We start from the raw sequence: 18,043 nt of genomic DNA on the forward strand, positions 1-18,043 counted from the left end.
TCGAGCTTTTTTATTGGTAAGAATACAATTTGTTAAGATTGTTGTTCTGCATTGGCTTTTTTAACAAACTTTGTTAAAATTACAATTTGTGTTCCGCTAATTCTTCCTTCAATTTGTTCTGCATTGTCGTGTACTAAAGAAATGTTTCTAACAGCAGTACCTCTTTTGGCAGTAAAGTTACCACCTCCTTTTACATCTAAATCTTTGGTAAGCGTAATAGTATCACCAGCTTCTAAAATAGCACCATTGGTATCTCTGTGAATAATTTTTTCATCATCACTTAAGTGGTCACCTGTAGCTTCTGCAAAACGTAAATCAGCATCTTCTAAATACATCATGTCAATTAAATCTTGTGGCCATCCTTCAGCTTTTAATCTGTTTAACATTCTCCATGCGGTAATTTGAACCGCTTTGTGTTCACTCCACATAGAATCGTTTAAACATCTCCAGTGATTGGCATCCATGTTTTCAGGATGGTCTATTTGATCTTTACACGTATCACAAATTAAAATATTGGTATCTAATGTGTCTGTTAAACTAGGTTTCAGTCTTATATCGTTTAAGTTCCCTGTAGCTGTGCACAATTCACATTGATTTCCACTTCTTTTTTCTAATTCTTCTCTTACGTTCATTATAATATCAATTCTTTTAATTATTCATTCTCTGTCTCACTGTTTCGTATAAAAAGGCTCCACAGGCAACAGAAACATTTAAAGAACCAATTTTTCCTAACAAAGGTAGTTTGGCTTTGGTATCGGCAATTTTTAAAATAGAAGGGTTGATACCTCTATCTTCAGAACCCATAACAATGGCCGTAGGTTGATTAAAGTTTACGTCAAAAACGGTGTCTTCTGTTTTTTCGGTAGCGCAAACAATTTTAATATCTGCTGCTTGCAACATAAAAATAGCATCCTTAATATGATCTACTTTACAAATAGGAACATTAAAAGCTGCTCCTGCCGATGTCTTTACAGTTTCTCCGTTAATAGGAGCATTTCCTGTTTTAGGAACTATAATTCCGTGTACACCAGTACATTCAGCTGTACGAATAATAGCACCAAAGTTACGTACATCAGATATTTGATCTAGTAATATAAACAAAGGAGTTTCTCCTTTTTCTATAGTAGAAGTAATAAGTGTGTCAAGGTCGTAAAAAGCAACAGGAGCAATTAAAGCTCCAGCACCTTGGTGATTGTTATCTCTAGACATACGATCTAGTTTTTCAACAGGTACAATACTAGAAGTTATATTGTTTTCTTTAATCAATTGTTTTAATTCAATCATTAAAGGTCCGTTAACATCTTTTTGTAAAAAAACTTTATCGATGGAATTACCAGCTTTAATGGCTTCAATAATAGCTCTAATTCCAAATATTTTTGAGGGTTGTTTTTCCATAATGCAAATGTAGTCAAAAGCTAGAATATGGTAACAAAGTTGATGTGGAATAATCCGTTATTTAAATTAAAAGAGCTACTTTGGTTTTTACCCACAGCATAACTAATTTTTAGCAATCCAGATGGAGTTCCTAATGTATACCCTAATCCGAGACTTAATAAATTGTTTTGCTGTGTTGGGCTTCTTACATGTCCAACATCAGAAAAAGCATACAAATAACTAATAGCATTGTTAAAATAACGGTATTCAATATTGCTAAAATTGTATAAATATCCGGTAATGCTTTGTTCTAAAAAACCTCTAATAGAGGTGGCACCTCCTATTCGGTATAGTTCGTTGTTAATAATGTCGTCAGATTTTAGATAAGCATTTCTGTTTCTAAGATAAAAGTGATTGTTGTTGGTAATTTCTATATTGTAAATAGCATCACTTTTAAAAGTTGCTTGTTTGGTGTTTTTGTTAGTTTTTCTGTTTCCATATGCTATGTCTAAAGCAAATTTAAACTTGGGGATTTTCCAACTATTTAATTCTAAATATTCGTAGCCTAATCCTATAAAATTTTTAGAATAATCTTTATTTGTAATAGTTTCGTTTATGTTAGCAGATGATTCTGTGTTGTAATAACTTCGGATCAAATGCTTGTAGAAAGGAGTGTAACTTAGGTTAAATTGTTGTATGGTGTTTACAAAAGAACGGTCTTGTCTAAAAATATTTAGTTTGTACCCTACGTTTACAGGGGTGTTGAATATATAAGGATTGTCTATGTTTAAATCTATTTCTTGTTGATCTTGACCTGAATTGTTCCACTTAAAAGAAAACGTTTCTCCTTTGTGTAATGTATTGGTTAAAGAAATATCTATATAACCGTTAAATTTAATTTTATCTTGACCTTCTTGATTGCTAAATCCAATAAGAGCATCTAATCTATTGGCTTTTAGTTTTTTTAAATATAGGTAAAGATGAGTGGAATCTTTGGTAAATAGCACAGCAGGCTTTTTTTGATTTTGAACAAATAGAAGTTGATTTATTTTTTGTTCCGTTTTATCTAATAAATCTTTACTAAAAGGTTTGTTAGACTTTAAATAATATTTTAAAAAACGCTTAGAAAATTTTGGATAACCTTTTACAACGGTTTTGTTAATGTATCTTTTTTGAGAGGAGCCTATATATAAGTCGCAAAATAAAGTATCGTTATTGTATTGTTGATTGATAAGTTCTATTTCTGTAAAATTTTCTCCTTGCTTGTCAAACGCATCAGAAATTTGCAATAGTAGTTTTTTTAAATAATTAGGAGTTGTGTATATGTAGTCCTTTTTTGTTTTTAGTAATTTTTTAACAGTAGAAGATGTTGTTTTTATGGTAACAACATCTATTTTTTGTCCTAAATCAATATGGTATGTTTTTAGAGTGTCTGTTTCTGTAGCAGATGTAGAATAAAAATAATATCCTTTTTGAGTTAGTAGTTTGTTTAATTCCTTGATGTTATCAATATTTTGTAGCGAAAAATCAACATGCAAACTATCCTTTAGAAAAAAAGAAGTTTTTTTTTCTTGTCCCCAAATGGAAAAAGAAATTCCAAAGAGAAGAAAAAAGGGAATAAAAAGTTTTAGAAATTTCATAAAATCAAATCTAACAGAAATCTTTTGATGTTACAATTTAGATGCTTTAAATAAAAAAGTGAAATAAAAAATACAGATAGATTTTAGTGCTTTAAAAATCAAAAAAATAACTTTCAAATAAAATTAACTCATTGATATTTGATTAATTAGAAAATAATTGTACTTTTGCAGACCCTTGGAAAGGATTCTGAGGGTAAATATTAAAACGTTATATATATATTAATTTATGCCAACTATTCAACAATTAGTTAGAAAAGGAAGAGCCCAAGTTACTAAGAAGAGTAAATCGGCTGCTTTGAAGGCATGTCCACAACGTCGTGGAGTATGTACGCGTGTTTATACTACAACACCTAAGAAACCTAACTCGGCAATGCGTAAAGTTGCTCGTGTTAGATTGACAAATGGTAATGAGATAAACGCTTACATCCCAGGAGAAGGACATAACCTACAAGAGCACTCGATAGTATTAGTAAGGGGAGGAAGAGTAAAAGATTTACCAGGGGTAAAGTATCACGTAGTGCGTGGAGCTTTAGATACTGCTGGAGTTGAGGGAAGAACTCAACGTAGATCTAAGTATGGAACTAAGCGTCCAAAGAAATAATCTATAATCTTTTAAATTCTTAAGAAAACATGAGAAAAAGAAGAGCAAAAAAGAGAGTTCTTTTACCGGATCCAAAATTTAACGATCAGTTGGTGACACGTTTTGTGAATAACTTAATGTGGGATGGAAAGAAATCTACAGCGTTCAAGATTTTTTACGATGCATTAGAGATTGTAGAAAACAAAAAAGGAGAAGATGAAGAGAAATCTTCGTTAGAAATATGGAAAGATGCATTATCTAACGTAATGCCTCAGGTAGAAGTACGTAGCCGTCGTGTAGGTGGTGCTACTTTTCAAATTCCAATGCCTATTAGACCAGACCGTAAGGTGTCTATGGCAATGAAATGGTTAATTTCTTACTCTAGAAAGAGAAATGAGAAGACTATGGCTCAAAAATTAGCTGCAGAAGTATTGGCTGCTGCTAAAGAAGAAGGAGCTGCTGTTAAGAAGAGAGTTGATGTACACAAGATGGCAGAGGCTAACAAAGCATTTTCACACTTTAGATTTTAATAAAAATGGCTAGAGATTTAAGATTAACTAGAAACATTGGTATTGCTGCTCATATTGATGCAGGAAAAACAACAACAACAGAACGTATCTTGTATTATACAGGGGTTTCTCACAAAATTGGAGAAGTTCATGATGGTGCAGCTACTATGGACTGGATGGAACAAGAGCAAGAAAGAGGTATTACAATTACTTCTGCTGCTACAACTTGTGAATGGCAGTTTCCTTTGGAAAACGCACAACCATTACCAGAGACTAAAGGTTATCACTTTAATATTATTGATACTCCTGGGCACGTAGATTTTACTGTAGAGGTAAACCGTTCTTTACGTGTTTTAGATGGATTGGTATTCTTATTTAGTGCTGTTGATGGTGTTGAGCCTCAATCAGAAACTAACTGGAGATTAGCAGATAACTATAAAGTACCACGTATTGGATTCGTAAACAAAATGGACCGTCAGGGATCTAATTTTGGAAGAGTTTGTACTCAGGTAAAAGAAATGTTAGGTTCTAATGCAGTTGAAATCGTTTTACCAATTGGTGAAGAGAATGATTTTAGAGGTGTTGTGGATTTAGTTAAAAACAGAGCTATTGTATGGCATGACGAAACTCAAGGGGCAACTTTTGATGTTGTAGACATTCCAGAAGATTTAGTGGATGAAGCTTCTGAAGCTAGAGCTAGATTGATTGAAGAAGTTGCTTCTTACGACGAAGAGTTGTTAGAGAAGTTTATGGAAGATGAAAACTCTATTACAGAAGAAGAAGTACATGCTGCTTTAAGAGCTGCTGTAATGGACATGGCAATTATTCCAATGATTTGTGGTTCTTCGTTTAAAAACAAAGGAGTTCAGTTCTTGTTAGATGCTGTATGTCGTTACTTACCTTCTCCAATGGATAGAGATAACATTGTTGGGATTAATCCAGATACAGAAGAAAAAGTTACAAGAAAACCAGATGCAAAAGATAAGTTTTCTGCATTAGCATTTAAAATCGCTACAGATCCTTTCGTAGGACGTTTAGCTTTCTTCCGTGCTTATTCAGGACGTTTAGATGCTGGTTCTTATATATTAAATAACCGTTCAGGTAAAAAAGAGCGTATTTCTCGTATTTACCAAATGCATGCAAACTCTCAAAAAGCTATCGATTTTATTGAGGCTGGAGATATTGGTGCAGCTGTTGGTTTTAAAGATATTAAAACGGGAGATACAATGTCTTCATTAGATGCTCCTATTATTTTAGAATCTATGGATTTCCCAGATCCAGTAATTGGTATTTCAATTGAGCCTAAAACAAAAGGTGATGTTGATAGAATGGGTATCGCATTAGGTAAACTAGCAGAGGAAGATCCTACTTTTACAGTAAAAACTGATGAAGCTTCTGGACAAACAGTAATCTCAGGAATGGGAGAATTACATTTAGAAGTTTTAGTTGATCGTTTAAAGCGTGAATTTAAAGTAGAGGTAAATCAAGGACAGCCTCAGGTAGAATATAAAGAAGCTGTAACACAAACTACAGAACACAGAGAAGTTTATAAAAAACAATCTGGAGGACGTGGTAAGTTTGGTGATATTGTATTTGAAATGGGGCCAGTAGATGCTGATTTCGAAGGAACTGGATTACAGTTTGTTGATGAAATTAAAGGTGGACGTATTCCTAAAGAATTTATTCCAGCTGTAGAAAAAGGATTTAAAGAGTCTATGGCTAATGGACCTTTAGCTGGATTCGTAATGGATTCTTTAAAAGTAGTATTAAAAGATGGATCTTTCCACCCTGTGGATTCTGATGCACTATCTTTTGAATTAGCTGCTAAATTAGGATACAAAGCTTGTGCTAAGGCTGCAGGAGCGGTAATTTTAGAGCCGATTATGTTGTTAGAGGTGATTACACCAGAAGAAAACATGGGAGATATTGTTGGTGACTTAAACAGACGTAGAGGTCAAGTTAATGATATGAGTGATAGAAGTGGGGCTAAAGTTGTAAAAGCTGAAGTGCCATTATCAGAAATGTTTGGATACGTTACAACGTTACGTACACTATCTTCAGGTAGAGCAACATCTACAATGTCGTTCTCTCACTATGCTCAAACACCTTCAAACGTGTCTGAGGAAGTAATCGCAGCTTCTAAAGCTTAATTAAAAACATTTTAGAAAATGAGTCAAAAAATCAGAATAAAATTAAAGTCTTACGACTATAACTTAGTAGATAAGTCTGCTGAGAAAATCGTAAAGACGGTAAAGTCAACAGGAGCTGTTGTAAATGGTCCTATTCCTTTGCCAACAAATAAAAAGATTTTTACGGTTTTACGTTCTCCACACGTAAACAAAAAATCAAGAGAGCAATTCCAATTATCTTCTTATAAAAGATTATTAGACATTTATAGTTCTTCATCTAAGACTATTGATGCTTTAATGAAATTAGAATTACCTTCTGGAGTAGAAGTAGAAATCAAAGTTTGATAAAACTTAATAGACAAGTAAAACCAGTCTAACTATGTTAGGCCGGTTTTTCTGTCTCTTATAAAATAGAAAATTTAATAACAATAATTAATTAATAATAATGTCTGGGTTAATAGGAAAAAAAATCGGAATGACTAGCATTTTTGATGAGAACGGGAAAAATATTCCTTGTACTGTAATTCAAGCTGGTCCATGTGTAGTTACCCAAGTCAGAACTGAGGAAGTAGATGGTTATTCTGCTATCCAATTAGGTTTCGATGACAAATCTGACAAGAATACTACCAAAGCTTTGCAAGGTCACTTTGCTAAAGCAGGTACTACTTCTAAAAAGAAAGTTGTTGAGTTTAGTTTTGACGAGGAGTTGAATTTAGGAGATACAGTTGGTGTAGATCTATTTGTTGAAGGAGAATTCGTTGATATATCAGGAGTCTCTAAAGGTAAAGGTTTCCAAGGGGTTGTAAAACGTCATGGATTTGCTGGAGTAGGTCAAGCTACCCACGGTCAACACAACCGTTTAAGAGCTCCAGGATCTATTGGTGCTGCATCTTACCCTGCACGTGTATTCAAGGGAATGCGTATGGCAGGAAGAATGGGAGGAGATCAAGTTAAAGTTGAAAACTTAAGAGTTTTAAAAGTTGTTGCTGACAAGAACTTAATCGTAGTAAAGGGATGTGTTCCTGGTGCTAAAAACTCTTACTTAACTATCGAGAAATAATGAAAGTAGCAGTTTTAGATTATACAGGAAAAGATACAGGACGTCAGGTTGAATTATCTGATGCAGTATTCGCTATAGAGCCAAATGATCACGCAGTTTATTTAGATGTAAAGCAACATTTGGCAAATAAAAGACAAGGAACTCACAAAGCTAAAGAAAGAGCTGAGATTGCTGGGTCTACTAGAAAAATTAAAAAGCAAAAAGGTACAGGTACTGCTCGTGCAGGATCTATTAAATCTCCTGTTTTTAGAGGAGGAGGTAGAGTTTTTGGACCTAGAACTAGAGATTATTCTTTTAAGTTAAATAAAAACTTAAAGAGACTGGCTAGAAAATCTGCTTTCAGTTTACAAGCAAAAGAGTCTAATATTATCGTTTTGGAAGATTTTACTTTTGAAGCTCCAAACACTAAAAATTTCATTAATGTATTGAAAGCTTTAGAGTTAGATAATAAAAAATCTCTATTTGTGTTGGGTGAGTCAAATAAAAATGTATATTTGTCTTCACGAAATTTAAAAGGGTCTGAAGTTGTAACTACCTCAGAATTAAACACTTACAAGTTATTGAATGCTGGTACAGTTGTTTTGTTGGAGGGGTCTATTTCAGATATTGAAGCTAATTTAAGTAAATAGGGTACAGATATGAGTATTTTAATAAAGCCTATTATTACAGAAAAAGCAACAAAAGATAGCGAATTATTAAATCGTTATGCTTTTGTTGTAAGTTTAAAAGCTAACAAAATTGAAATCAAAGATGCTGTAGAAGCAACTTATGGAGTTTCAGTTGAGAAAGTAAGAACAATGGTATATCCGGTAAAACGTTCGACTAAATACACTAAAAAAGGTGTAGTTGAGTCGAAAGTTTCTGCATATAAAAAAGCTATCGTAGAGGTAGCAGAAGGAGAGAATATTGACTTTTATAGCAATATTTAATTAATAAACAATTTTAAATTTTAACATGTCAGTTAGAAAATTAAAACCAATCACACCAGGTCAGCGTTTTAGAGTAGTAAATGGGTTCGACGCCATTACTACTGATAAGCCGGAAAAGTCATTATTGGCACCGAAAAAAAGATCTGGAGGTCGAAACAACAGTGGTAGAATGACAATGCGCTACGTAGGTGGTGGTCATAAAAAAAGATACCGTATTATCGATTTTAATAGAGATAAATTTGGTGTTGAAGCAACTGTTAAAACAATTGAGTACGATCCAAATCGTACAGCATTTATTGCATTAGTTGAATATACTGATGGAGAAAAAAGATATGTAATTGCACAAGCTGGTTTACAGGTTGGGCAAACTATCGTAAGCGGACAAGATGCTGTTACTCCAGATGTAGGTAACGCAATGCCTTTAGCTAACATTCCTTTAGGTACAACAATTTGTTGTATTGAATTAAGACCAGGTCAAGGAGCTGTTATGGCTCGTTCTGCAGGATCTTTTGCTCAATTAATGGCAAAAGAAGGAAAGTATGCTACTGTAAAATTACCGTCAGGTGAAACAAGATTAATATTATTGACTTGTATCGCTACAATTGGAGTTGTATCTAACTCAGATCACCAATTACTAGTTTCTGGTAAAGCAGGTAGATCTAGATGGTTAGGTAGAAGACCAAGAACAAATGCTGTAAGAATGAACCCAGTTGATCACCCAATGGGAGGTGGAGAAGGACGTTCTTCAGGAGGTCATCCTAGATCTAGAAATGGTATACCTGCAAAAGGATACAAGACAAGATCTAAGACAAAAGCGAGTAATAAGTATATTTTAGAACGTAGAAAAAAATAATAAGACATGGCACGTTCATTAAAGAAAGGACCTTTCATTTTTCATAAACTTGAGAAGAGAGTTATTGCGAATGCAGAAGCAGGTAGCAAAGAAGTTATAAAGACATGGTCAAGAGCTTCTATGATTACTCCAGATTTCGTTGGACAAACTATTGGAGTTCACAACGGAAGAACATTTGTACCAGTATATGTTACTGAAAACATGGTAGGTCATAAATTAGGAGAGTTTTCACCAACACGTACCTTTAGAGGTCACGGTGCAGACAAGAAAAATAAAGGAAAAAAATAGTAGGATATGGGAGTTCGTAAACATAATATGGCAAAACAGATCAAAGAAGCAAAGAAAGAAGTAGCTTTCGCTAAATTGACTGGTTGTCCTACATCACCAAGAAAAATGAGATTGGTGGCTGATTTAGTAAGAGGAGTAGAGGTTGAAAAAGCTTTACAAATCTTGAAGTTTAGCTCTAAAGAAGCATCTATAAATGTTGAAAAGTTGTTATTGTCTGCAATAGCAAACTGGCAAGCAAAAAACGAAGATGCTAGTTTAGAAGATGCTAATTTATATGTAAAAACAATTACTGTAGATTCTGCAGCAATGTTAAAGAGATTAAGACCAGCTCCACAAGGTCGTGCACACAGAATTCGCAAGCGTTCTAATCACGTTACTATTGTGTTGGGAAGTAAAAATGTTGAAAGCAAATAATCATAAGTAGAAATGGGACAAAAAACTAATCCAATAGGAAATCGTTTAGGAATCATCAGAGGATGGGATTCTAACTGGTACGGAGGTAATGACTACGGAGATAAAATTGCTGAAGACAATAAGATAAGAAAGTATTTAAACGCAAGATTATACAAAGCGAGCGTTTCTAGAATAATTATTGAACGTACTTTAAAACTTGTAACCGTTACTATCACTACAGCTAGACCTGGTATCATTATCGGAAAAGGTGGACAAGAGGTAGACAAGTTGAAAGAGGAGTTGAAAAAATTAACTGGAAACGAAGTACAAATCAATATTTTTGAAATCAAGCGTCCAGAATTAGATGCTAATTTAGTTGCAGCAAGTGTTGCTCGTCAAATTGAAAATAGAATTTCATACAGACGTGCAATTAAAATGGCTATTGCAGGAACTATGCGTATGAACGCTGAAGGGATTAAAATCCAAATTTCAGGTCGTTTAAACGGAGCAGAAATGGCACGTTCAGAGCACTATAAAGAAGGTAGAATTCCTTTATCTACTTTTAGAGCTGATATTGATTATGCTTTGGTAGAAGCACATACAACTTACGGTAGAATCGGAGTGAAAGTGTGGATAATGAAAGGTGAGGTTTATGGAAAGCGTGAATTGTCTCCATTAGTAGGTTTGGCTAAAAAGTCAGGAGGAAAAGGTGGAAACAATGCAGGTAAGAAAGCACCTCGTAGAAGAAAATAATTTTTCACAAAAATTAGAATTTAGAAATGTTACAGCCTAAAAGAGTAAAGTACCGTAAGGTACAGAAAGGTAAAGGTAATTTAAAAGGTAATGCTCAAAGAGGAAACCAACTTGCTTTCGGTATGTTTGGAATTAAATCTTTAGAACAAGCCTTAATTACCTCAAGACAAATAGAAGCAGGTCGTATTGCAGCGACACGTTATATGAAAAGGGAAGGACAATTATGGATTAAAATCTTTCCAGATAAGCCTATTACAAAAAAGCCTTTAGAGGTACGTATGGGTAAAGGTAAGGGTGCTCCTGAATATTTCGTAGCCGTAGTAAAGCCTGGTAGAATATTGTTTGAAATCGGAGGTGTACCTTTCGATGTTGCTAAAGAAGCATTGCGCTTAGCAGCTCAAAAAATGCCAGTTAAAACTAAGTTCGTTGTTGCGAGAGATTATCAAAACGCTTAATATCTAAGAGAAATGAAACAATCAGAAATTAAAGAATTATCGGTAGCGGATTTGCAAGAGAAATTAGTTTCTCTTAAAAAGAACTATACTGATCTTAAGATGGCTCATGCTATTTCTCCATTAGAGAATCCTTTAGAGTTAAGAGCGCTTAGAAAAACTGTAGCAAGAGTAGCTACTGAGTTAACTAACAGACAATAGTATTTTTACAAGATGGAAAATAGAAATCTTAGAAAAGAAAGAATTGGTGTTGTATCTAGTAACAAAATGGACAAGTCTATTGTTGTTGCCGAGGTTAAAAAAGTAAAGCACCCAATGTACGGAAAATTCGTATTGAATACGAAAAAGTACGTTGCACACGATGAGCAAAATGACTGCAACATAGGAGATACGGTAAGAATCATGGAAACAAGACCTTTAAGTAAATCTAAACGTTGGAGATTAGTAGAAATCCTAGAAAGAGCGAAATAGTATGTTACAGACAGAATCAAGATTAAACGTAGCAGATAACACTGGAGCTAAAGAGGTCTTAGTGATCCGTGTTTTAGGAGGAACAGGAAAGCGTTATGCATCTATTGGAGACAAAATTGTAGTTACTGTAAAGTCTGCAACTCCAAATGGAAACGCTAAAAAAGGTCAAGTATTTAAAGCTGTTGTTGTTCGTACCTCTAAAGAAGTACGAAGAAAAGACGGTTCTTACATTCGTTTTGACGACAACGCATGTGTGTTGTTAAACGCAACTGGAGAAATGTCTGGGACACGTGTATTTGGACCTGTAGCAAGAGAACTTCGTGATAAGCAATTCATGAAAATTGTATCATTAGCACCTGAGGTGCTTTAATATTTGTAAAAAATGGCAAAGATTAAAATTAAATCAGGAGATACAGTAAGAGTTATTGCTGGAGATCAAAAAGGTAAAGAGGGAAAAGTAGTAAAGATTATTACTGAAAAAAACAAAGCAATTGTTGAAGGTGTAAACTTAGTTTCTAAGCACACTAAGCCAAGTGCTCAAAACCCTCAAGGAGGAATTGTAAAGAAAGAGGCTGCTTTGCCAATTTCTAACTTAGCTATTTTAGAAGATGGAAACATTACTAAAGTTGGTTATAGAGTAGAAGATGGTAAAAAAGTGCGTTTTTCTAAAAAATCAGAAAAAGCTATTTAATATGAGTTATATTCCAAGACTTAAACAAGAGTACACTGACAGAATTAAGGCTGCCTTAACTGAAGAGTACGGATATAGCAATATTATGCAAGTACCTAAATTAGAGAAAATAGTAATCTCTAAAGGTGTAGGTGCTGCTATTGCAGATAAGAAATTGGTAGATTACGCTGTAGAAGAGTTAACTACTATTTCAGGACAAAAAGCAGTTGCAACATTGTCTAAAAAAGATATCGCAACATTTAAATTACGTAAAGGAATGCCAATTGGGGCAAGAGTAACTTTACGTGGAACTAAAATGTACGAATTCTTAGACAGATTAATTACTGCTTCTTTACCACGTGTAAGAGATTTTAACGGTATTAAAGCTACTGGTTTTGATGGAAGAGGAAATTATAACTTAGGTATTACTGAGCAAATTATTTTCCCTGAAATTAATATTGATCAAGTGAAAAAAATTGGTGGTATGGATATTACTTTTGTAACATCTGCAGCTACTGATAAAGAAGCTAAATCATTATTAACAGAATTAGGTTTACCATTTAAAAAGAACTAATTATGGCTAAAGAATCAATGAAAGCTCGTGAGAGAAAAAGAGCTAAAACAGTTGCCAAATACGCTGAAAAACGTAAAGCTTTAAAAGAAGCTGGTGATTATGAAGGATTACAGAAGTTACCTAAAAATGCTTCTCCAATTCGTACTCACAATCGTTGTAAGTTAACAGGAAGACCAAAAGGATATATGAGACAATTTGGTATTTCTCGTGTAACTTTCCGTGAAATGGCTAACCAAGGGTTGATCCCAGGTGTTACAAAAGCAAGTTGGTAAAATTTTTAAGAATTAATTTTAGATGCTAGCCCTGAGCTTGTTTCAGGGTGATAATCTAAACCAATACAATTATTATGTATACAGATCCAATAGCAGATTACTTAACAAGAGTAAGAAATGCTTATTTAGCAGGTCACAGAGTTGTGGAAATTCCTGCATCAAAAGTTAAAAAAGCAATCACAGAGATTCTTTTTGACCAAGGATATATTTTAAGTTATAAATTTGAAGAAAGAGATGCTCAGGATTCAATTAAAATAGCTTTAAAATACAATCCAGAAACAAACGAATCAGTTATTAAGAAAATTGAACGTATTTCTACACCAGGTTTACGAAAGTATGTTGGTGTTGAAGATTTACCACGTGTATTAAACGGATTAGGTATTGCTATAGTTTCTACTTCTAAAGGAGTAATGACATCTAAGCAAGCTGCAACTGAAAACATAGGTGGTGAAGTAATTTGTCACGTTTACTAAAAAATAGAATAGTATGTCAAGAATAGGAAAAAGCCCAATCGCAATTCCAGCTGGTGTTACTGTTACTATTAACGGAGACACAGTTACTGTAAAAGGGAAATTAGGAGAATTATCTCAAGAAATTACTGATGGAATCAGTATTAAAGAAGAAGAAGGAAAACTTATCTTAGATAGACCAACAGAATCTAAAACCCATAGAGCAAAACATGGTTTATACAGAGCTTTAATCAACAACATGATTGAAGGTGTGTCTAAAGGATGGACTAAGGAATTAGAATTAGTTGGAGTTGGATATAGAGCTTCAAATCAAGGTCAAGTTTTAGATTTAGCTATTGGATACTCACACAACATTGTGTTAGATATTGCTCCAGAAGTTAAGGTTGAAACAGTATCAGATAAAGGTAAAAATCCAATCGTAAAACTTACTTCTTTCGATAAGCAATTGGTAGGTCAAGTAGCAGCAAAGATTCGTTCTTTCCGTAAACCTGAACCATACAAAGGAAAAGGAATTAAGTTTGTAGGTGAAGAATTAAGAAGAAAAGCAGGTAAATCTGCATAATTTATAGTATTATGGCATTATCAAAGCTTGAAAGAAGACAAAGAATTAAGCGTAGAATTAGAAAAATTTCTGAAGGTACAGCAACTAAACCAAGATTATCTGTGTTTAGAAGTAACAAAGAAATTTACGCTCAATTAGTTGATGATAAAGCAGGAGTAACATTAGCTTCTGTATCATCAAGAGATAAAGAAATCGATGCAAAAGGAACTAAAGTTGAAATAGCAGCATTAGTAGGTAAATCAATTGCAGAAAAAGCATCTGCAGTAGGTGTTCAAACAGTAGCATTCGATAGAAATGGTTATTTATACCATGGTAGAGTTAAAGCATTAGCTGAAGCAGCTAGAGAAGCTGGTTTAAAATTTTAAGAAAATTATATTATGCAAGGATATAAAAACGTAGAAAGAGTTAAGCCAAGCGGATTAGAGTTAGTGGATCGCTTAGTAGCTGTAAACCGTGTAACTAAGGTTACAAAAGGTGGACGTACTTTTGGATTTTCTGCTATTGTAGTAGTAGGAAATGGTGAAGGTGTAGTAGGTTACGGATCTGGTAAATCTTTAGATGTTGCATCTGCAATTGCTAAGGCTGTAGAAGAAGCTAAAAAGAATTTAGTTCGTATTCCATTAATGAACGCTAGTTTACCACATGAACAAAAAGGTAAATTTGGTGGTTCTAAGGTATTATTATTACCTGCATCACACGGTACCGGAGTTATCGCTGGTGGAGCTGTACGTGCGGTATTAGAATCAGTTGGTGTACATGATGTATTATCTAAGTCTCAAGGATCATCTAACCCTCACAATGTTGTAAAAGCAACTTTTGATGCTTTATTACAATTAAGAAGTCCACAACAAGTGGCTGCTGAGAGAGGAATTTCTTTAGACAAAGTATTTAACGGTTAATATTGAATACCATGGGAAAAATTAAATTAACACAAGTAAAGAGCCAAATAAACCGTACGCAAGTTCAAAAAAGAACTTTAGAAGCGTTAGGTTTGACTAAAATTGGAAAGGTTGTTGAGCATGATGCTACTCCATCAATTGTAGGAATGGTGAATAAAGTTAAACACTTAATTTCTGTAGAAGAAATTAAATAAGTTATAAAAAGATGAGTTTAAACAATTTAAAACCTGCTAAGGGTTCTGTAAAAAGTGGTAAACGTATTGCTAGAGGTGAAGGTTCTGGTCATGGAGGTACTGCTACAAGAGGACACAAAGGTGCAAAATCACGTTCTGGATATTCTAGAAAAGTTGGTTTTGAAGGAGGTCAAATGCCATTACAAAGAAGAGTACCTAAGTTTGGATTTACCAATGTAAACCGTAAGGAATACAACGGAATTAATTTAGACAAGTTACAATCTTTAGTAGAAAGTGGTAAAGTTACAGATACAGTTAATTTAGCTGTATTAGTAGAAAATGGTTTAGCAAGCAAAAACGACTTAGTTAAAATACTAGGTGGTGGAGAATTGAAAGCTAAATTAAACGTAACTGCTCACAAATTTACGGGAACTGCAAAGGCTGCTATTGAAGCTGCTGGAGGAGAAGCTGTAACTTTATAATTATTATTAAGTAGATGAAGAAATTTATCCAAACCATAAAAGACATTTGGTCAATTGATGAGTTAAAAGGTAAAATATTATTAACTCTAGGGTTAATGGCAGTTTACAGATTTATGGCTCAGGTAACCTTACCAGGAATAGATCCTCAACAATTAACGGCATTAGGAAGTAAAACTTCTGATGGTCTTTTAGGTTTATTAAGCGCATTTACAGGTGGTGCATTCTCAAGAGCTTCTATTATGGCTCTTGGGATTATGCCATATATATCAGCATCTATTGTAGTACAGTTAATGGGGATTGCAGTTCCTTATTTACAAAAATTACAAAAAGATGGTGAAAGCGGAAGAAATAAGATCAACCAAATTACACGTTGGTTAACAATAGGAATTACTGTTGTGCAAGGAGGAGCTTATTTAACAAGTTTACCAACCTTAGGTATACCTCAAGAGGCATACTTATTGGGACAAGGTGGAATGTTCTGGATTTCTTCAATGATCTTATTAACTGCAGGAACTGTTTTTGCAATGTGGCTAGGAGAACGTATTACTGAAAAAGGAATTGGTAATGGTATATCATTATTGATTATGATTGGTATTATAGCAAGATTCCCTGGTGCATTTATGCAAGAATTAACATCTAAATATGCAGCTGGTTCTGGAGGATTCATGATGATTCTTTTAGAAATTATTGTATGGTTGGCAATTATATTGGCAAGTATATTATTGGTAACAGCTGTAAGAAAAATTGCAGTGCAATACGCTAGACGTACTGTTGTAGGAAGTATAGATGATGCTCAAGGAGCAAGACAGTATATTCCTTTAAAATTAAACTCAGCAGGAGTAATGCCAATTATCTTTGCACAAGCAATTATGTTTGTTCCTGGATTAATAGCAAGAAACACTGATGGTACGATGCAAACAGTATTCAATGCATTATCTGATTTTAATGGATGGGGTTACAATATTTTATTCTGTGTTTTGATTATTGTGTTTAGTTATTTCTATACAGCAATCACAATTCCAACAAATAAAATGGCTGATGACCTTAAAAAAAGTGGAGGATTTATCCCGGGAACCCGCCCAGGTACTGAGACTGCAGAAAAATTAGATAGTATTTTGTCAAAAATTACGTTACCTGGATCTATTTTCTTAGCTTTGCTGGCTGTTTTCCCAGCCATTGTAGTTCATTTTGGTGTTCAACAAAACTGGGCTCTGTTTTACGGAGGTACTTCGTTAATTATTATGGTAGGTGTTGCAATCGATACCATCCAGCAAATTAACTCGTATTTACTAAACAGACATTACGACGGTCTAATGAAAACTGGAACTAAAAGAAGAGGAACAATTTAATTATGGCAAAACAAGCGTCAATACAACAAGACGGTACAATTACAGAAGCATTATCTAACGCTATGTTTAGAGTAGAGTTAGAAAATGGTCATATTGTTACTGCACACATCTCAGGTAAAATGCGTATGCATTATATTAAATTATTACCTGGAGATAAAGTTAAGTTAGAAATGAGTCCTTATGATTTATCAAAGGCTCGAATTACTTATAGATACTAAAATATCATACGATGAAAGTAAGAGCATCAATAAAAAAGAGAAGTGCCGAGTGCAAGATTGTGCGTAGAAAAGGCAGATTATATGTAATCAATAAAAAGAATCCTAGATTCAAACAAAGACAAGGTTAGTTATGGCAAGAATTTCAGGTATTGACATTCCAAAGAACAAACGTGGTGTAATAGCGTTAACTTATATTTTTGGAATTGGTAAAACTAGAGCTAAAGAGATTTTAGCAAATGCTGGAGTAGATGAGAACATTAAAGTTCAAGATTGGACTGATGCTCAAATCGGAGCAATTCGTGAACAAGCAGGAACTTACACTATAGAGGGTGAGTTACGTTCAGAAATCCAAATAAACATTAAGCGATTAATGGATATTGGATGTTTTAGAGGAATCCGTCACCGTGCTGGATTACCGTTAAGAGGTCAAAGAACCAAAAACAACTCTAGAACAAGAAAAGGAAAACGTAAAACTGTAGCGAACAAAAAGAAATAATTAAGTTATGGCTAAATCTAATACAAAGACCGCTAAAAAGCGTAAAGTTATTGTTGAGTCTGTTGGAGAAGCACACATTACAGCTTCATTTAACAACATCATCATTTCTTTAACAAATAAAAAAGGAGATGTAATTTCATGGTCTTCTGCAGGTAAAATGGGATTCCGTGGATCTAAAAAGAACACTCCTTATGCTGCACAAACAGCTGCTGAAGATTGTGCTGCTGTAGCACACGAAGCAGGATTACGTAAAGTAAAAGTATACGTAAAAGGACCTGGAAATGGTAGAGAATCTGCAATTCGTACAATTCACAATGCAGGAATCGAAGTTTCAGAAATTATAGATGTAACACCATTGCCACACAATGGATGTAGACCTCCAAAAAGAAGAAGAATATAATTTTTTAATTAACAATAAAGTTGGCACTATAAAGTTATCGAAGGACT

The 18,043-nt window shown here is 34.0% G+C and carries 32 protein-coding genes; 29 read left to right on the forward strand and 3 right to left on the reverse strand.

Going from position 1 to position 18,043, the window contains the following annotated elements; genetic code table 11:
• Window positions 1–32: 32 nt before the first annotated feature.
• From ACY2IJ_RS11955 to ACY2IJ_RS11965, 3 genes are read right to left on the reverse strand one after another with little or no spacing between them, the layout of a single operon-like run.
• On the reverse strand, window positions 33–632 hold the full coding sequence (locus ACY2IJ_RS11955; protein ID WP_476724594.1) for a PhnA domain-containing protein: 600 nt from the start codon (window positions 630–632) through the stop codon (window positions 33–35).
• Between the two features lie 16 nt (window positions 633–648).
• Window positions 649–1,395, reverse strand: a complete 747-nt coding sequence (gene rlmB, locus ACY2IJ_RS11960; protein WP_476724595.1) for a 23S rRNA (guanosine(2251)-2'-O)-methyltransferase RlmB — start codon at window positions 1,393–1,395, stop codon at window positions 649–651.
• Window positions 1,396–1,415: 20 nt separating this feature from the next.
• Window positions 1,416–3,014, reverse strand: coding sequence for a ShlB/FhaC/HecB family hemolysin secretion/activation protein (locus tag ACY2IJ_RS11965; protein ID WP_476724596.1), 1,599 nt, complete (start codon window positions 3,012–3,014; stop codon window positions 1,416–1,418).
• A gap of 226 nt (window positions 3,015–3,240) precedes the next feature.
• Between ACY2IJ_RS11965 and rpsL the strand changes: the two genes are divergently transcribed.
• The 29 genes from rpsL to rpsK all read left to right on the forward strand — a co-directional run bounded on the left by rpsL (window position 3,241) and on the right by rpsK (window position 17,996).
• Window positions 3,241–3,615: a 30S ribosomal protein S12 gene (rpsL, locus tag ACY2IJ_RS11970; protein WP_068827466.1), complete on the forward strand. Its 375-nt coding sequence runs from the start codon at window positions 3,241–3,243 to the stop codon at window positions 3,613–3,615.
• Window positions 3,616–3,644: 29 nt separating this feature from the next.
• Complete coding sequence (rpsG, locus tag ACY2IJ_RS11975) at window positions 3,645–4,124, forward strand: 30S ribosomal protein S7 (RefSeq protein WP_457821812.1); 480 nt, start codon at window positions 3,645–3,647, stop codon at window positions 4,122–4,124.
• Window positions 4,125–4,129: 5 nt separating this feature from the next.
• A complete protein-coding gene (gene fusA / locus ACY2IJ_RS11980) occupies window positions 4,130–6,253 on the forward strand; it encodes an elongation factor G (RefSeq protein WP_476724597.1) in 2,124 nt (707 codons plus the stop codon).
• A gap of 18 nt (window positions 6,254–6,271) precedes the next feature.
• Window positions 6,272–6,577, forward strand: a complete 306-nt coding sequence (rpsJ, locus tag ACY2IJ_RS11985; protein WP_010137088.1) for a 30S ribosomal protein S10 — start codon at window positions 6,272–6,274, stop codon at window positions 6,575–6,577.
• Window positions 6,578–6,677: 100 nt separating this feature from the next.
• A complete protein-coding gene (gene rplC / locus ACY2IJ_RS11990; RefSeq protein WP_476724598.1) occupies window positions 6,678–7,292 on the forward strand; it encodes a 50S ribosomal protein L3 in 615 nt (204 codons plus the stop codon).
• A complete protein-coding gene (gene rplD / locus ACY2IJ_RS11995; protein WP_476724599.1) occupies window positions 7,292–7,921 on the forward strand; it encodes a 50S ribosomal protein L4 in 630 nt (209 codons plus the stop codon). Before rplC ends, rplD begins: the two co-directional genes overlap by 1 nt.
• Before the next feature lie 9 nt (window positions 7,922–7,930).
• Entirely contained in the window at window positions 7,931–8,221 is a 291-nt protein-coding gene (gene rplW / locus ACY2IJ_RS12000) for a 50S ribosomal protein L23 (RefSeq protein WP_476724600.1), read from the forward strand.
• A 25-nt stretch (window positions 8,222–8,246) separates the two neighbouring features.
• Complete coding sequence (gene rplB / locus ACY2IJ_RS12005; RefSeq protein WP_476724601.1) at window positions 8,247–9,074, forward strand: 50S ribosomal protein L2; 828 nt, start codon at window positions 8,247–8,249, stop codon at window positions 9,072–9,074.
• A 6-nt stretch (window positions 9,075–9,080) separates the two neighbouring features.
• The gene (rpsS, locus tag ACY2IJ_RS12010; RefSeq protein ID WP_068827452.1) at window positions 9,081–9,362 is read left to right on the forward strand and encodes a 30S ribosomal protein S19; all 282 of its coding nucleotides are present in this window, start codon (window positions 9,081–9,083) and stop codon (window positions 9,360–9,362) included.
• Window positions 9,363–9,368: 6 nt separating this feature from the next.
• Entirely contained in the window at window positions 9,369–9,776 is a 408-nt protein-coding gene (gene rplV, locus ACY2IJ_RS12015) for a 50S ribosomal protein L22 (protein WP_476724602.1), read from the forward strand.
• Between the two features lie 12 nt (window positions 9,777–9,788).
• On the forward strand, window positions 9,789–10,508 hold the full coding sequence (gene rpsC, locus ACY2IJ_RS12020; protein ID WP_476724603.1) for a 30S ribosomal protein S3: 720 nt from the start codon (window positions 9,789–9,791) through the stop codon (window positions 10,506–10,508).
• Between the two features lie 26 nt (window positions 10,509–10,534).
• Window positions 10,535–10,963 (forward strand): 50S ribosomal protein L16, encoded by a 429-nt coding sequence (rplP, locus tag ACY2IJ_RS12025; protein WP_476724604.1) that lies wholly within the window; start codon window positions 10,535–10,537, stop codon window positions 10,961–10,963.
• Between the two features lie 12 nt (window positions 10,964–10,975).
• Window positions 10,976–11,161 carry a 50S ribosomal protein L29 gene (gene rpmC / locus ACY2IJ_RS12030; protein ID WP_476724605.1) on the forward strand — a complete coding sequence of 62 codons (186 nt, stop codon included), beginning with the start codon at window positions 10,976–10,978 and terminating at the stop codon, window positions 11,159–11,161.
• 12 nt (window positions 11,162–11,173) lie between these two features.
• Window positions 11,174–11,431, forward strand: a complete 258-nt coding sequence (gene rpsQ, locus ACY2IJ_RS12035) for a 30S ribosomal protein S17 (RefSeq protein WP_068827442.1) — start codon at window positions 11,174–11,176, stop codon at window positions 11,429–11,431.
• 1 nt (window position 11,432) lies between these two features.
• Window positions 11,433–11,801 carry a 50S ribosomal protein L14 gene (rplN, locus tag ACY2IJ_RS12040; RefSeq protein ID WP_167188601.1) on the forward strand — a complete coding sequence of 123 codons (369 nt, stop codon included), beginning with the start codon at window positions 11,433–11,435 and terminating at the stop codon, window positions 11,799–11,801.
• A gap of 12 nt (window positions 11,802–11,813) precedes the next feature.
• Entirely contained in the window at window positions 11,814–12,122 is a 309-nt protein-coding gene (gene rplX / locus ACY2IJ_RS12045; RefSeq protein ID WP_476724606.1) for a 50S ribosomal protein L24, read from the forward strand.
• 1 nt (window position 12,123) lies between these two features.
• Window positions 12,124–12,675, forward strand: coding sequence for a 50S ribosomal protein L5 (rplE, locus tag ACY2IJ_RS12050; protein ID WP_476724607.1), 552 nt, complete (start codon window positions 12,124–12,126; stop codon window positions 12,673–12,675).
• A gap of 2 nt (window positions 12,676–12,677) precedes the next feature.
• Window positions 12,678–12,947 (forward strand): 30S ribosomal protein S14, encoded by a 270-nt coding sequence (gene rpsN / locus ACY2IJ_RS12055; protein ID WP_068827434.1) that lies wholly within the window; start codon window positions 12,678–12,680, stop codon window positions 12,945–12,947.
• Window positions 12,948–13,021: 74 nt separating this feature from the next.
• Entirely contained in the window at window positions 13,022–13,420 is a 399-nt protein-coding gene (gene rpsH, locus ACY2IJ_RS12060; protein ID WP_476724608.1) for a 30S ribosomal protein S8, read from the forward strand.
• A 13-nt stretch (window positions 13,421–13,433) separates the two neighbouring features.
• On the forward strand, window positions 13,434–13,979 hold the full coding sequence (rplF, locus tag ACY2IJ_RS12065) for a 50S ribosomal protein L6 (protein ID WP_476724609.1): 546 nt from the start codon (window positions 13,434–13,436) through the stop codon (window positions 13,977–13,979).
• 11 nt (window positions 13,980–13,990) lie between these two features.
• On the forward strand, window positions 13,991–14,344 hold the full coding sequence (gene rplR, locus ACY2IJ_RS12070; RefSeq protein WP_476724610.1) for a 50S ribosomal protein L18: 354 nt from the start codon (window positions 13,991–13,993) through the stop codon (window positions 14,342–14,344).
• Between the two features lie 9 nt (window positions 14,345–14,353).
• Window positions 14,354–14,878 (forward strand): 30S ribosomal protein S5, encoded by a 525-nt coding sequence (gene rpsE / locus ACY2IJ_RS12075; protein ID WP_476726562.1) that lies wholly within the window; start codon window positions 14,354–14,356, stop codon window positions 14,876–14,878.
• Between the two features lie 11 nt (window positions 14,879–14,889).
• Entirely contained in the window at window positions 14,890–15,072 is a 183-nt protein-coding gene (gene rpmD, locus ACY2IJ_RS12080; protein WP_476724611.1) for a 50S ribosomal protein L30, read from the forward strand.
• A gap of 11 nt (window positions 15,073–15,083) precedes the next feature.
• Window positions 15,084–15,533: a 50S ribosomal protein L15 gene (gene rplO, locus ACY2IJ_RS12085; RefSeq protein ID WP_476724612.1), complete on the forward strand. Its 450-nt coding sequence runs from the start codon at window positions 15,084–15,086 to the stop codon at window positions 15,531–15,533.
• Window positions 15,534–15,547: 14 nt separating this feature from the next.
• The gene (secY, locus tag ACY2IJ_RS12090) at window positions 15,548–16,882 is read left to right on the forward strand and encodes a preprotein translocase subunit SecY (protein WP_476724613.1); all 1,335 of its coding nucleotides are present in this window, start codon (window positions 15,548–15,550) and stop codon (window positions 16,880–16,882) included.
• A 2-nt stretch (window positions 16,883–16,884) separates the two neighbouring features.
• The gene (gene infA, locus ACY2IJ_RS12095) at window positions 16,885–17,100 is read left to right on the forward strand and encodes a translation initiation factor IF-1 (protein ID WP_010137062.1); all 216 of its coding nucleotides are present in this window, start codon (window positions 16,885–16,887) and stop codon (window positions 17,098–17,100) included.
• 11 nt (window positions 17,101–17,111) lie between these two features.
• Window positions 17,112–17,228 carry a type B 50S ribosomal protein L36 gene (gene ykgO / locus ACY2IJ_RS12100; RefSeq protein WP_013621733.1) on the forward strand — a complete coding sequence of 39 codons (117 nt, stop codon included), beginning with the start codon at window positions 17,112–17,114 and terminating at the stop codon, window positions 17,226–17,228.
• A gap of 2 nt (window positions 17,229–17,230) precedes the next feature.
• Window positions 17,231–17,596: a 30S ribosomal protein S13 gene (gene rpsM, locus ACY2IJ_RS12105; protein WP_457828934.1), complete on the forward strand. Its 366-nt coding sequence runs from the start codon at window positions 17,231–17,233 to the stop codon at window positions 17,594–17,596.
• Window positions 17,597–17,603: 7 nt separating this feature from the next.
• Window positions 17,604–17,996: a 30S ribosomal protein S11 gene (rpsK, locus tag ACY2IJ_RS12110; protein ID WP_068827418.1), complete on the forward strand. Its 393-nt coding sequence runs from the start codon at window positions 17,604–17,606 to the stop codon at window positions 17,994–17,996.
• Window positions 17,997–18,043: the final 47 nt, after the last annotated feature.

It is taken from the genome of Wenyingzhuangia gracilariae (assembly GCF_056387575.1).

Bases quoted from the DNA above. Each gene is read 5' to 3' on its own strand.
- ACY2IJ_RS11955 (WP_476724594.1), bottom strand. From the start codon at position 632: ATGAACGTAAGAGAAGAATTAGAAAAAAGAAGTGGAAATCAATGTGAA.
- rlmB (WP_476724595.1), bottom strand. From the start codon at position 1,395: ATGGAAAAACAACCCTCAAAAATATTTGGAATTAGAGCTATTATTGAA.
- ACY2IJ_RS11965 (WP_476724596.1), bottom strand. From the start codon at position 3,014: ATGAAATTTCTAAAACTTTTTATTCCCTTTTTTCTTCTCTTTGGAATT.
- rpsL (WP_068827466.1), top strand. From the start codon at position 3,241: ATGCCAACTATTCAACAATTAGTTAGAAAAGGAAGAGCCCAAGTTACT.
- rpsG (WP_457821812.1), top strand. From the start codon at position 3,645: ATGAGAAAAAGAAGAGCAAAAAAGAGAGTTCTTTTACCGGATCCAAAA.
- fusA (WP_476724597.1), top strand. From the start codon at position 4,130: ATGGCTAGAGATTTAAGATTAACTAGAAACATTGGTATTGCTGCTCAT.
- rpsJ (WP_010137088.1), top strand. From the start codon at position 6,272: ATGAGTCAAAAAATCAGAATAAAATTAAAGTCTTACGACTATAACTTA.
- rplC (WP_476724598.1), top strand. From the start codon at position 6,678: ATGTCTGGGTTAATAGGAAAAAAAATCGGAATGACTAGCATTTTTGAT.
- rplD (WP_476724599.1), top strand. From the start codon at position 7,292: ATGAAAGTAGCAGTTTTAGATTATACAGGAAAAGATACAGGACGTCAG.
- rplW (WP_476724600.1), top strand. From the start codon at position 7,931: ATGAGTATTTTAATAAAGCCTATTATTACAGAAAAAGCAACAAAAGAT.
- rplB (WP_476724601.1), top strand. From the start codon at position 8,247: ATGTCAGTTAGAAAATTAAAACCAATCACACCAGGTCAGCGTTTTAGA.
- rpsS (WP_068827452.1), top strand. From the start codon at position 9,081: ATGGCACGTTCATTAAAGAAAGGACCTTTCATTTTTCATAAACTTGAG.
- rplV (WP_476724602.1), top strand. From the start codon at position 9,369: ATGGGAGTTCGTAAACATAATATGGCAAAACAGATCAAAGAAGCAAAG.
- rpsC (WP_476724603.1), top strand. From the start codon at position 9,789: ATGGGACAAAAAACTAATCCAATAGGAAATCGTTTAGGAATCATCAGA.
- rplP (WP_476724604.1), top strand. From the start codon at position 10,535: ATGTTACAGCCTAAAAGAGTAAAGTACCGTAAGGTACAGAAAGGTAAA.
- rpmC (WP_476724605.1), top strand. From the start codon at position 10,976: ATGAAACAATCAGAAATTAAAGAATTATCGGTAGCGGATTTGCAAGAG.
- rpsQ (WP_068827442.1), top strand. From the start codon at position 11,174: ATGGAAAATAGAAATCTTAGAAAAGAAAGAATTGGTGTTGTATCTAGT.
- rplN (WP_167188601.1), top strand. From the start codon at position 11,433: ATGTTACAGACAGAATCAAGATTAAACGTAGCAGATAACACTGGAGCT.
- rplX (WP_476724606.1), top strand. From the start codon at position 11,814: ATGGCAAAGATTAAAATTAAATCAGGAGATACAGTAAGAGTTATTGCT.
- rplE (WP_476724607.1), top strand. From the start codon at position 12,124: ATGAGTTATATTCCAAGACTTAAACAAGAGTACACTGACAGAATTAAG.
- rpsN (WP_068827434.1), top strand. From the start codon at position 12,678: ATGGCTAAAGAATCAATGAAAGCTCGTGAGAGAAAAAGAGCTAAAACA.
- rpsH (WP_476724608.1), top strand. From the start codon at position 13,022: ATGTATACAGATCCAATAGCAGATTACTTAACAAGAGTAAGAAATGCT.
- rplF (WP_476724609.1), top strand. From the start codon at position 13,434: ATGTCAAGAATAGGAAAAAGCCCAATCGCAATTCCAGCTGGTGTTACT.
- rplR (WP_476724610.1), top strand. From the start codon at position 13,991: ATGGCATTATCAAAGCTTGAAAGAAGACAAAGAATTAAGCGTAGAATT.
- rpmD (WP_476724611.1), top strand. From the start codon at position 14,890: ATGGGAAAAATTAAATTAACACAAGTAAAGAGCCAAATAAACCGTACG.
- rplO (WP_476724612.1), top strand. From the start codon at position 15,084: ATGAGTTTAAACAATTTAAAACCTGCTAAGGGTTCTGTAAAAAGTGGT.
- secY (WP_476724613.1), top strand. From the start codon at position 15,548: ATGAAGAAATTTATCCAAACCATAAAAGACATTTGGTCAATTGATGAG.
- infA (WP_010137062.1), top strand. From the start codon at position 16,885: ATGGCAAAACAAGCGTCAATACAACAAGACGGTACAATTACAGAAGCA.
- ykgO (WP_013621733.1), top strand. From the start codon at position 17,112: ATGAAAGTAAGAGCATCAATAAAAAAGAGAAGTGCCGAGTGCAAGATT.
- rpsM (WP_457828934.1), top strand. From the start codon at position 17,231: ATGGCAAGAATTTCAGGTATTGACATTCCAAAGAACAAACGTGGTGTA.
- rpsK (WP_068827418.1), top strand. From the start codon at position 17,604: ATGGCTAAATCTAATACAAAGACCGCTAAAAAGCGTAAAGTTATTGTT.